Source organism: Luteolibacter ambystomatis (assembly GCF_018137965.1).
GTDB lineage: Bacteria > Verrucomicrobiota > Verrucomicrobiia > Verrucomicrobiales > Akkermansiaceae > Luteolibacter > Luteolibacter ambystomatis.
In genome coordinates this window covers 1,739,853-1,751,962 of sequence record NZ_CP073100.1, presented here as the reverse complement: position 1 = coordinate 1,751,962, position 12,110 = coordinate 1,739,853, and the positions used below count along the sequence as shown (strand labels likewise).

General features: G+C 61.5%; 9 protein-coding genes. 4 read left to right on the top strand and 5 right to left on the bottom strand.

All coding sequences use genetic code 11. From position 1 onward, the window contains the following. Nucleotides 1-63: 63 nt before the first annotated feature. From carA to KBB96_RS06765, 4 genes are all read right to left on the bottom strand, one after another. A complete protein-coding gene (gene carA, locus KBB96_RS06780) occupies nt 64-1,203 on the bottom strand; it encodes a glutamine-hydrolyzing carbamoyl-phosphate synthase small subunit (RefSeq protein ID WP_211633827.1) in 1,140 nt (379 codons plus the stop codon). Nucleotides 1,204-1,311: 108 nt separating this feature from the next. After that, nucleotides 1,312-2,433: a hypothetical protein gene (locus tag KBB96_RS06775; protein ID WP_211633826.1), complete on the bottom strand. Its 1,122-nt coding sequence runs from the start codon at nt 2,431-2,433 to the stop codon at nt 1,312-1,314. Nucleotides 2,434-2,545: 112 nt separating this feature from the next. Continuing rightward, nucleotides 2,546-3,652, bottom strand: a complete 1,107-nt coding sequence (locus KBB96_RS06770) for a hypothetical protein (protein WP_211633824.1) — start codon at nt 3,650-3,652, stop codon at nt 2,546-2,548. A 94-nt stretch (nt 3,653-3,746) separates the two neighbouring features. Further along, nucleotides 3,747-4,880: a vWA domain-containing protein gene (locus KBB96_RS06765; RefSeq protein WP_211633822.1), complete on the bottom strand. Its 1,134-nt coding sequence runs from the start codon at nt 4,878-4,880 to the stop codon at nt 3,747-3,749. 145 nt (nt 4,881-5,025) lie between these two features. Here KBB96_RS06765 and queD point away from each other — a divergent pair, with 145 nt between their 5' ends. The 4 genes from queD (at nt 5,026) to KBB96_RS06745 (ending at nt 10,175) form a co-directional block, all read left to right on the top strand. Next, nucleotides 5,026-5,391, top strand: a complete 366-nt coding sequence (queD, locus tag KBB96_RS06760) for a 6-carboxytetrahydropterin synthase QueD (RefSeq protein WP_211633820.1) — start codon at nt 5,026-5,028, stop codon at nt 5,389-5,391. Between the two features lie 77 nt (nt 5,392-5,468). After that, entirely contained in the window at nt 5,469-7,328 is a 1,860-nt protein-coding gene (locus KBB96_RS06755) for a DUF1592 domain-containing protein (RefSeq protein ID WP_211633818.1), read from the top strand. 19 nt (nt 7,329-7,347) lie between these two features. Then, the gene (locus KBB96_RS06750) at nt 7,348-8,754 is read left to right on the top strand and encodes a DUF1552 domain-containing protein (RefSeq protein WP_211633816.1); all 1,407 of its coding nucleotides are present in this window, start codon (nt 7,348-7,350) and stop codon (nt 8,752-8,754) included. Between the two features lie 53 nt (nt 8,755-8,807). Continuing rightward, nucleotides 8,808-10,175, top strand: coding sequence for an apolipoprotein N-acyltransferase (locus tag KBB96_RS06745; RefSeq protein ID WP_211633815.1), 1,368 nt, complete (start codon nt 8,808-8,810; stop codon nt 10,173-10,175). 101 nt (nt 10,176-10,276) lie between these two features. On the opposite strand, the gene KBB96_RS06740 is transcribed toward KBB96_RS06745, so the two are convergent. Next, the gene (locus KBB96_RS06740; RefSeq protein WP_211633813.1) at nt 10,277-12,046 is read right to left on the bottom strand and encodes an ABC transporter ATP-binding protein; all 1,770 of its coding nucleotides are present in this window, start codon (nt 12,044-12,046) and stop codon (nt 10,277-10,279) included. Nucleotides 12,047-12,110 lie beyond the last annotated feature (64 nt).

Here is a 12,110-nt window from a genome sequence, read left to right as displayed (position 1 = left end):
GAAGTGAGGCGAATGGCCACGGATCACCCATGAAGGGAAGATCCGCACCCAGCCGCGGTTTCTTTACTTGGTTGCATCAATCATCGCCGCGAACTCCTCGAAGAAGTAGGTGGCGTCGTTCGGGCCGGGGGCGGCTTCCGGATGATACTGGACGGAGAAGACGGGATGCTCCTTGTGGCGCATGCCCTCGACGGTGCCGTCGTTGAGATTGATGTGGGTCACCTCGACATTGTCCGGCAGCGAGTCCGGATCGACGGCGAAGCCGTGATTCTGCGAGGTAATGGTCACCTTGCCGGTGCGGAGGTCCTTCACCGGCTGGTTGCCGCCGCGGTGGCCGAACTTCAGCTTGAAGGTGGTGCCGCCGAAGGCGTGGGCGAGGAGCTGGTTGCCGAGGCAGATGCCGAAGATCGGCTTCTTGCCGATGAGCTTCTTGAGTTCCTCATGGATGTAATCGAGCGCGGCCGGATCTCCGGGACCGTTCGAGAGGAAGATGCCGTCCGGATTCTTGGCGAGCACTTCCTCGGCGGTGGCGCGGGAGTTCACCACATCCACCTCGAAGCCAGCCTGGCGCAGGCGGCGGAGGATGTTGTACTTGATGCCGAAGTCATAGGCCACGATGCGGTGGCGGGCCGGTGGCAGTTCCTGATACGGACCGGGCTCGCCGGTGGAGGCGTTCGGGATGATCCAGTTGCGGGATTCCTGGTCCCAGGCGTAGTCCTTCTCGGTGGAGACTTCCTTCACGAAGTCGGAGCCTTCCATGGAGGGAGAGTTCTTCGCGGCTTCGATGGCAGCGGCGGCATCCAGCTCGGTGGTGAGGCAGGCGCGCATGGCACCCAGCGAGCGCAGGTGCTTGGTCAGGGACCGGGTGTCGATGTCCTCGATGCCGAGGATGCCGTGCTCCTTGAAATAGGTGTCGAGATTTTGGGTCGAGCGCCAGTTGGAGGGCACGTTGCAGAGCTCGCCGATGACGAATCCGCGGACGTGCGGCTGGGCGGACTCGTTGTCCTCGGTGGTGATGCCGTAGTTCCCGATCTGCGGGTAGGTCATCGCCACGATCTGGCCACGATAGGAGGGGTCCGTGACAACCTCCTGATAGCCAGTCATCGAGGTGTTGAAACAAATCTCCCCGGTGGTGGTGCCGGTGGCTCCGAAGGCTTCCCCTTCGAAGGTCCGGCCGTCTTCAAGAGCAAGAATGGCTTTCATGTCGTGCGCGGCGCGCGGAAAGTAGGTACCGCGCCCGGACGATGCAAGAGAATGCGGCAATTCGCGTGCAACGCGCTGTATATGGGTCTCCGAGGCGCGGCAAGGCGCTCATTTTGTGGAGATCACGGCACCACCGGTGGGGGTGACGATCAGATCGCGGACCTGGGTGAAATATTTCCCCTCCACGGAGGCGTGGATGTAGAGTTTCTGGCGCTTGGCCTTCAGGCGGTACATGACGTCTTTGGCCTCCTTCTCGTCCACCGGATCCTGGAAATCGGCGAACCAATAGACTGCCTCCACGTCGCGAAGTTCTTTTGCAAGGAGAGCGGTCCAAGCAAACTCGTCGCCTTGGTAGTCCACATAGGACGTGTTTCCCCGGGCTGCCAACTGCCGGAAGAGCGATTCATTTGGGAGCGGTGTGGTGAAGTCCACCTTCTCCTTGGCACTGCCCTGTTCCAATGTCATATACTTGCCATTGCGGTTGAGCCGCCAGAAGCGTTCGAACCGTTTTTCCTCGATATCCATGGTGGAGTAGGTGCGGGTGACCGCCCGGCCCGGCCCGATGCCGCAGCCGACGTAGAGTACCAACGGGCTGCCTTCCGCCACCCGGTCGAGTTCCTTGATGACCTTCGGGAGGTGGGAGCTCATGGAGCCGGAAACGTCCAGCACCACGCCAATGGTACGGGCTTTCACCGGGTTGCCGAACATGACTCCGGCAAAGGGCTTCATGCCTCCAGCACCGCCACCGAGACCCGCGCCACTGCCGCTGCCGAAGCCCGTGCCATTTCCATCACCCCGGCCACCTCCGGAACCGCTGCCACCCAATCCTCCGGACAGAGACCTGGAGGAAAGCGAGCCGAGCGAAGTCATGGCGGACGCAGGCTCCGGTTCCGGCAGGACGAAACCGCTGGATGCTCCCTTTGCCGCCATTCGCGGGGCGTTGGCGGGGGTCATGGTGGCACGCTGCTTGCGGTTGCTGATCTCCTTGACTCCGGGAGAACCGCCGCCACCACCTTTCGGCAGAAAATCGATGTCCGCAGGCTTTTGCTCCGGCATCACCTGGAAGATCCAGATGACACCGATGGAAAGGAGGATCGCATGGACGACGATGGAAATGGAAAGCGACCCGCCTCCGAGCTTCTTCCAGAACGATTGGCGCGCGGCCGGAGTCGGAGCGGGTAATGGCGAGGGGCTATCTGCGGAAACAGCAGGGACATCGAGGGTATGCATGGACGAGAATGGGTTCTCCTCACCATGCGACGTTGTGGGCTGCGTGTGACGAGCAAAATCCCCAATCGTTCTGGCTATTCCGCAACAAGCGGGTCACGTGCTGCCCGGCGGCTTATTTGGTCGAGATCACAGCCCCGCCGGTGGGATTCACCAGCAGATCCCGAGCTTGGGAGAAGTATTTCCCCTCCACCGAAGCGTGGATATAGAGCTTCTGTTTCTTCGCCTTCAACCGGCGGGCCACGTCTTCCGCTTCCTTTTCGTCGATCTTGTCCTGGAAGTCCGCGAACCAATAGACGGCTTCCACGTCCTTCAGTTCCTTCGCCAGGAGTGCGCTCGATGTGTATTGCACCCCGTCGAACTCCACATAGTAGGTATTGCCACGGGTGGCGAGCTGGCGGAAAAGAGGTTCTTCGGGAATCGGGGTGGAGAAGTCGATTTTTTCCTTCGAACTGCCCTTGGAGATGGTGATGTTCTTGCCGTTGTGGTTCAGTCGCCAATAGCGTTCGAAGCGCTTCTGCTCGATGTCCGTGGTCGAATAGCTGCGGCCTTCCGGCCGGCCGGGGCCGATTCCACAGCCGACGTGGAGAATCAGCGGGCTGCCCTCCGCCACACGGTCGAGTTCCTTGATGACTTTCGACAGATGTGGGGTCATGGAACCGGAAACATCCAATACCACGCCGATGGTGCGGGCTTTCACCGGATTGCCGAACATGACTCCGGCGAAGGGCTTCATCCCTCCCGCGCCGCCACCGAGACCCGCGCCACTGCCACTGCCGAAACCCGTGCCATTCCCATCGCCCCGGCCGCCGCCGGAACCGGAGCCGCCGAGCCCTCCGGAAAGACTGCCGGACGAGAGCGCGCCCAGCGAGGTCATGGCGGACGTGGCCTCGGGCTCCGGAAGGACGAAACTGCTTGAGGCTCCCTTGGCCGCCATGCGGGGCATGTTCGCCGCTGTCATGGTGGCGCGCTGCTTGCGGTTGCTGACTTCTTTCACCCCCGGAGAACCGCCACCACCGCCTTTTGGAAGAAAATCGATGTCCGCAGCCTTTTGGGCCGGCATCACCTGGAAGATCCAGATCACGCCGATGGAAAGCAGGATCGCGTGAACGATGATCGAGATCGAGAGAGAGCCGCCGCCGAGTTTTTTCCATACGGACTGGCGGGCGGGAGCGGGAGAGGGGGTAAATTCGGGTAACGGATCGTCGGAAGGAGACTGCATGCGAACAAAGACGGGTTTCATTCCGTATTACCGGGAGGGTCCGGTTTGTTACATGCAAAGTGCGGGATGTCGTAATTTCGGGATGGGGCCGGAACTATGGTTCCACTTTCGCCTGACCATTCTCTTCAACGATGGTGAATTTTCCGCCGGTGCCGTGGGCGAGCTTCTTCATATCCTCGCCCGCAGCCGGTTCCATCATGGCGATGGTATTGATCACGGTGCCCTTGGTCTTGGCCTTGGCGATGATCGTCCGCATCTCGGTGTTTTCCGCCACACCGTCCGTCATGAAGAAGATCACGTCCGGAGGCGGCTCCATCGCCAGCGCCATTTCCAATGAAGGCGCCCAACAGGTGCCGTAGCTGAGCTTGGTTTCCTGGATGCGGCGGGCCGCCGTTTCTTTCATTTCATTGGTGGCATCCGCCCATTCCGGGCGCTGGCGTCGGCCGAGGGTTTTCCATTCACCGGTCCAGCTTTTCTCCGCCTCCCACTTGAACTTTTCGCCCTTTGGAGACTGGACCTCGACCTTGCCACTCTGGTTGTCGCCTACGACGGCATCCCCGGCCACCCAGGCGGGACCTGAGAAAAAGATGAGTTGGAACTTCGACAGCGGCGAGAGTCCGCTGACTGATGCGGCAAGCTCCTTGCGCATGAGTTTCTCACGCTTGCCGGTCATGGAGGCCGAGTAGTCGATCACATAGGCGACGCGCTGGGCCTCTACCTTCTGGTTGAAAAACAGGGCCGCGGGAGGAGCCATGCCGATTCCCGCGCCCATTCCATTGCCCGATCCCATGCCGCGGCCATGTCCATCACCCCGGCCGCCTCCGGAACCGCTGCCGCCGATCCCTCCGGAAAGGCCTCCCGGCGTGAGGGAACCCACCGAGGCCATCGAAGAAGCCGGATCGATTTCCGGCAGTACGAAGCTGCTGGACGCGCCTTTGGCAGCCATCCGCAGGGGAGTAGCGGACATCATCGTGGCGCGCTTGTGTTGGGCGATCTCACTTTTCACACCGGGAGTGCCACCTCCGCCGCCCCGTGGGATGAAATCGATGTCAGCGGGTGGTTTCTCGGGAACGACTTGGAAGATCCACACCACGCCGATGGAGAGCAAGATGGCGTGGACGACGATGGAAATGGAAAGCGATCCTCCTCCGAGCTTCCGCCAGACGGAATTTGGCGGCGGCTCGACCGGTTCGAAGTCGGGGGCTTCTTGTGGATCTTCAGGGTGCATCAAGGAGGCTTTTTGACAAAATGTCACGAAGCGCCCGGGGTGTAACTGATTCCTTCGCAGAAATGGATCCTATTTCGCCAGCAGCGCGCGAGCAGCCCGGGATTGGCGCTTGGAAGGGGGGCGCGGCACGCTAGGATGGCTCCCGATGCGCGCCCGTTTGACCAAGCTGTTCCGTTTCGAAGCCGCCCACACGCTGCCGAGTCTGCCGGAGGGCCACAAGTGCCGCCGCATGCACGGCCACAGCTTCAAGGTGGAAATCTCGATCGAGGGCGAGGTGGATGAAACGATCGGCTGGGTCTACGACCACAAGCACATTTCAAAAGCCATGAAGCCTCTCATGGAGTTGCTGGATCACGGCTATCTGAATGACATCGAGGGTTTGGAAAGCCCGACCATCGAGCGGTTGGCCGGATGGTTCTGGAAGAAGCTGGAGCCGGATCTTCCGGGACTGGCGGAAATCGTGATCTACGAGACGCCGACCGCGCGTTGCTCCTTCAAGGGGGAGTTTTGAGGTGAGGCATCACGCACGTTCCTTCGCTGGAGTGAAAGAACCGGCAGGCCGGTTGCTTACCCACGGCAGACCGGGAGATGTTGCGTACGTATGGAATCGGCTTGGCCGTGATGGCCATGGGAATCGCGATGGCGGATGAATTCGCCGATCGCGCGAAGCCGCTGTTGTCCAAATATTGCTACGAGTGCCACGGCGAACGGAAGCAGAAGGGCGGGATCGAGGTGAACCAGCTCACGTCCACCGAAGAGGCCTTCAAATACCACCGCTTTCTCAAGACCATCGCCGAGCAAGTGGAGAACCGGAAGATGCCGCCGGAGGACGATGCGGACGAAATCCCCGGCGATGACGAACGCAAGGCGCTGGTGGCGGAGATCCGGGGCACGCTGGCGAAGCTGGAAGAGGGGAAGTTTCCCCGCAATCCGGGTCGCCCCACCGTGCGGCGGTTGAACCGCAACGAATACAACCGCACCGTGCGGGATTGGCTGGGTGTGGACTTCGATGCGGGCAGTGAATTTCCTGCGGATGGAGCGGGTGGTGAGGGATTCGACAACGTGGGTGATGCGCTGTTCATCCAGCCATCGCTGATGGAGAAGTATCTGGCGGCGTCGCGAAGGGTGATTGATGCCGTGTATGCGAAGCCGGAACTGCTCAATCGCATGGTGACGGTGAAGCCGTCCCCGGAGAAGCCGCCGCAGCAGGCGGCGAAGGAGGTATTTCAGATCCAGTCGGCGCTGGCATTCCGTCGTCCGGCATCGGCTGCGGAACTGGAACCGTTGATGGCGCTCTTCTCGAAGCGGCTCGCGGCGGGCATGTCTTTTGAAGAGGCAATGAAAGCGCCGTTGCAGTCGTTGCTGATGCATCCGGTGTTCCTGTTCCGGGTGGAGCAGGATCAGGCGGGCAAAAAGGAATGGCAGGTCAGCGGCTATGAACTTGCGACGCGGCTGTCGTATTTCCTGTGGGCTTCAATGCCGGATGCGGAACTATTCCGTCTGGCGGGCGAGGGGAAACTGGCACAGCCCGCCGTGCTCGCGGAGCAGGTGAAGAGGATGCTCCAGGACCCGCGGGCGGAGTCGTTGTCGCGGTTCTTCGGCGGCGAGTGGCTGGGGTATGATGAACTGTTGGAGTTCTCCGAGCCGGATTTGAAGAAGTTCCCGGAGTTCACGCAGTCGCTGCGGAAATCGATGTATCGGGAATCCGTCGAGTTTGTCGCCAACATCATCCGCGAGAACCGACCGGCCACCGATCTGATTTCCTCCGACTACACCTTCCTCAACGAAGAGCTGGCGAAGCACTATGGTATCCCGGACGTGAAGGGCGGGAACATGCGGCGGGTGGCGCTCACGGATCCGAATCGCGGTGGTATCATCGGCCAGGCCTCGGTGATGACCGTGACTTCACTGCCGCTGCGCACCAGTCCGGTGAAGCGCGGGAAATGGATTCTCGATACGCTGCTGGGCACACCGCCGCCACCACCGCCGCCGGATGCGGGCGTGCTGCCACCGGACGACCATTCGAAAAATGGTGTCTCGATGAGGGAGCGGCTGGAGAAGCATCGCTCGCGTGCTTCCTGCGCCGCCTGTCATGCGAAGATCGATCCGCTCGGTTTCGGTCTGGAGAACTTCGATCTTCTCGGCCGTTGGCGCACGGTGGATGTGAACGGCAAGCCGATCGACTCGAAGTCCACGCTGCCGGGTGGTGCGACCTTTGATTCACCGGCCGGACTGAAGAGCTACCTGCTTTCCGACAACGATCTCTTTCTCCGCAATCTCGCACGCAAGATGCTCGCCTATGGCCTTGGCCGACCACTCGAATACTATGATGAACCCGTGGTGGTCGATCTGGTCCGGCAGCTCCGTGGCGATGGATTGAAAATGCAGACGCTCATCCTCGGTATAGTACAATCGCCCCCATTTCTCAACCGGTCCGCCACGCGCTGACCCACCCGAATCGCGAACCATGGCCCATATCCAATCCCAGCGCTGGCTGATGCCCCGCCGCAGTTTCCTCCGTGGTGCTGGGGCGACTTTGGCGCTGCCGTTTCTCGATGCCATGCGGCCATTGCTGGCACAGGGTGCGGCGGCTTCGTTCCCGGTGCGGATGGCGCTGCTCTACATGCCGAATGGCGTGCGCGCGGATCGTTGGACCCCGCAGGGCGAGGGCGCGGCTTTCGAGCTTTCGCCGGTACTCGCGCCGTTGCAACGGCATCGCGAGGATCTGCTCGTCCTCACAGGCCTTCAAAACAAGGCATCCTTCACCGGAGATGGACACTATGTGAAAACCGGTGGATGGCTCACCGGCACGACGATCACGAAGACCACCGGCTCCGACATCAACGCCAATGGCATCTCGATGGATCAGCTCGCCGCCAGCCGCATTGGGAAAGGCACGCGGCTGCCATCGCTGGAACTTGGCACCGAGCCGGTGGCCCACGGCATCGATACCAATGTCAATTACACCCGCCTCTATGCCTCCCACATCTCGTGGAAAACCTCGAATGTGCCGCTGCCGTGCGAGATCAATCCACGCGTGGCCTTCGACCGCCTCTTCCGTGAACGTTCTTCCGGTGCGGAGAAGCAAGCCTCGGATGACCGTTCGGTGCTCGATCTGGTGAATGCCGACGCGAAGCGCCTGCAAGGCAGGCTCGGCAGCGAGGACAAGCAGAAGCTCGACCAATACCTGGAGTCCGTGCGCGAGGTGGAGCGCCGGATCGAACAGGAGGCCCGCGTGTTGGCCGCACGTGAGAACCTTTCGCTGGATTTCTTCAAGAATCTGGACGCGCTCGACCAACGGATCACCGCCGCGATGGGCAAGGCCTCGCGCGAGGAAGAGATGAACTCCCGGCCGCGCTTCGATCACACCGAGCACTGCCGCATCATGACCGAGTTGATGGTGCTTGCCTTGTGGTCGGACACCACGCGTGTGTCTTCCTTCATGTTCGGCAATGACGTGACCAACCGGAACTTCTCGTTCCTCGATGGGGTCCATGGCGGACATCACGAGATTTCCCATCACAGCGGCGATGCGGGCAAGTTGGACGAATACGAACGGATCAACCGCTGGCACGTCGAGCAATACGCCTCCATGCTGGACCGCATGAGCGCGATCAAGGAAGGCGATGGCACCTTGCTCGATCACTCGATGGTGGCCTTCGGTTCACCAATCCGTGATGGCAATGCCCATGATCCGAAGAACGTGCCGATCGTGGTGGCGGGCAAGGCCAATGGCGGACTCAAGACCGGTCGCCATGTGGTCAGCCCGGCGGGCACTCCGTTGTGCGCACTGTGGATGGGCATGCTGGAGAAGGCGGGTGCGAGGGTCGATTCCTTCGGAGACGCCTCGGCACCATTGCCTGGTTTGGCGTAGCGGTTGAAAAGAATTGGCGGAGCGAGGCGGGGACGGGTTATGTTCCGTCATCCATGAATCTCGCTTCGCGCTTTCTGTTGGCCATCGTTTCCGGGATTCTCGCGGTTTTCGCGTTTCCGCCTTTCGGCTGGTCGTTGCTGGTGTTCGTGATCTGGCCGCTGCTGTTTCTGGCTTTCCGGGGTGCCGGATTCAAGAACGGCTTCCGGCTCGGAGTGGTACACGGGGCGTTGCTCTATGGCATCTCATTGTCCTGGTTCTGGAATATCTTCGGCACGGCGGCGGCCGGACTTTGGTTCCTGCTCGCACTGTTCACGGGATTGGCGGGCGGCCTCACCGGATGGGCGAGCGTGAGATGGCCGCGGGCGTGGTGGTTGGCGGGCTATGCCGCGGTGGTCTGGAGCGGGATCGAATACTATCGCTGCGAGTGGTTCTGGCTGCGCTTCCCATGGATGACTCCGGGACTGGCGCTGGGGCCCACCTGGCTGTCTCCGATTGTCGGCGTATATGGCGCTGGCTTCGTGGTCGTCTTCGTGGCGACCTGGCTGGTGTTCGGCCGGAAGAAGTGCCGTTTTGCCGGCATGGCGATCCTGGCCCTGCTGATGGCGCGTTTTCCATACTCTGCCTATGAACCGGGGAAGGAAGTGCCGGTGCTGGCGGTGCAAGGGGAGAACGTGGGCTTTGAAGCCTACCGGGACATGACCGTCAAATCGGGTTTCCGGGATGGGGTGATCGTGTGGCCGGAGTATGCGGTGCCGTATGACATCAAGCCGGGGGACGCCGATTGGGATGGAACGCTCAAACTGGCTTCCTCCCACAACGCCTTGGTGGTGTTCGGATCGGTTCAGGAACTGCCGCAGGCGAAGCATTACAACGTTGCCCGGATGTTTGATGCCAGCGGTCAGCTCGGGACGCATGCCAAGAACCGGCCGGTGCCCTTCATGAACGACGGCGAGCCGGGCAAGCAGGCGGTTCCAGTGAAGACGAAGTACGGCGCGCTTGGTACTCCGATCTGTTTCGATTGCGACTATACGGAAGTGGCGCGGCGGATGGTCGCGAATGGAGCGATGGCATTCACGGTGCCGAGCATGGATGTGAAAGGCTGGTCGGAGCGCGAACATCTCCAGCACGCGGAGTTGTTCCGCCATCGTGCCGCGGAAAACGCCCGCTGGTTCGCGGTGGCTTCCAGTTCAGGGACGACCCAGTTCATCGACCCGCGTGGAAGGCGCGTGAGCAGTCTGCCGCTGATGGATGAGGGCGTGCTGCGCGGAAGCATCTGGCTGCGGGATGACAGGACCTTTTTCAACCTCGCCGGGTGGTTGTTCCCGTGGGTGCTGTTGGGAACAGCCGTCGTGGCGACGGTGGGATTGCTGGTGGGAGGCAGCCGGAGTCGTGAGACTTCGGGCGGGGAAGATCCCCCCTGATGTCCGATGCTCCGCTATGGTGTGAGCGAGAGTGGACTGGATGTGTGGGGGGCTGCGCGGGGTCAACCAACCTGAAGTCTCACGACTTCAGCCACGTGAATTCAGGCCAGTTGTGTCTCCGCCAGGAGCTTGTAAGTGCCGCCATGAGCGATGAGTTCGTCGTGGGTGCCGCTTTCGACGATCTTGCCGTGGTTCACGACGAGGATGCGGTCGGCGTGGCGGACGGTGGAAAGACGATGCGCGATGACGAGACTGGTGCGGCCGCTCATGAGGCGTTCCAGCGCTTCATTGACGAGGCGTTCGCTCTCGGCATCGAGAGCGGAGGTCGCTTCATCGAGAAGGAGGATCTTCGGATCGGCGAGGATGGCGCGGGCAATGGCGAGACGCTGGCGTTGGCCACCGGAGAGCTTGGTGCCACGCGGACCGACGATGGTATCATAGCCTTCGGGAAGCTTGGCAATGAAGTCGTGGGCGTTGGCCTGGCGGGCGGCTTCGTGGATTTCTTCGAGAGTCGCACCCGGTCGGCCGTATTCGATGTTCTCACGGATCGAGCCGCCGAACAGCAGCACTTCCTGCGGCACGATGGCCAGATTGCCGCGCAGGGACTCCAGCGAGATGGTGGAGGAATCCCGGCCGTCGAAGAGCACTTGGCCGGATTCCGGATTGTTGAGACCCAGCAGCAGGGAGAACACGGTGGACTTGCCAGCGCCGGACGGACCGACGAACGCGACGCGCTGTCCGGACTCGATTGAGAAGCTCAGGTCATCGAGCACCTTCACATCCGGGCGCGAAGGGTAGCGGAATGAAACGTGGTGGAATGCCACGGCGCCTTCCATCCGGTCCATGCTGGAACCGTCCACACGCTCCGCGGCGGTACCGGTGAGTTCGCGGAGGCGGTCGGTGGCACCGGCCGTGAGTTGGAATTGGGAGATGATTTCCGGAAAGGAACCGAGCGATGCACCGACGAAGATCGAAAACAGGATGAACGAAGTGAATCCGCGCGAATCGATCTGTCCCTGAGCCAGCAACTGGGCACCGTACCATGCGACTCCGGCGATGGTGCCGAAGAGCACGAAAATAATGAACGAAAGGAACGCCGCCCGGATTTTCGCGCCGCGCAGCGTGACATCGAGGAAGCGGTCCAGAGCGCGATCATAGCGGCGGCTTTCGAAGTCTTCATTGGTGAACGCCTTCACATCGGCGATGCCCTGCACGGTTTCTTCGATCACGGTGCCGGCATCGGCGAGCGAGTCCTGGGCATCGCGGGAGTACTGGCGCACCTTGCGGCCAAAAAGGGCGACAGCGAGGATCACGATGGGCAGGCTCGCGAGCATCACCACCGATAGTTTCCACGAGGAATAGAACACCACGACCAGACCGCCGATGAGGATCACGGTCTGCCGTGCGAACTGTGGCACGGTGTTCAGAAGGGTATCGCGGACCACGCCGAGATCGTTTGAGACTCGGTTGCTGAGGGCACCGGCGCGTTGTTCCTGGAAGTAGGAGAGGGGAAGGCGGACCAGATGGCGGAAGATGTCGCGGCGCAGGTCGTTGAGCGCGGATTCTCCGGAACGGATGAACCCCTGCACGCGCCAGAAGCCGATGAACGCCTGGACGCCGAGGGCGAGCATCAGCCATTTCAGCGTGTGGTTGATCTTGTCCACGATGGTGGTGGGATCGACGCCCTTGCGCAGAGCGTCCGCGGGGTCGCCGATCAGGTCCTTGAGAAACCAAGGGAACGCCAGCGAAAGGACGGCGGTGATCAGCAGGGCGGCCACGGACGGCAGGAAAACGGCCTTGTGGCGCATCAGATAGCCGGAGATCCAGCGGAAGGATGAGGAGATATTGGACCCGGAGCGCGGCTGCGGCATGGGCGGATGGGAGCGGATGGGAACATTTCCGTCAACCGTTGGAAAAATCTTGAGCGGCCTCCGG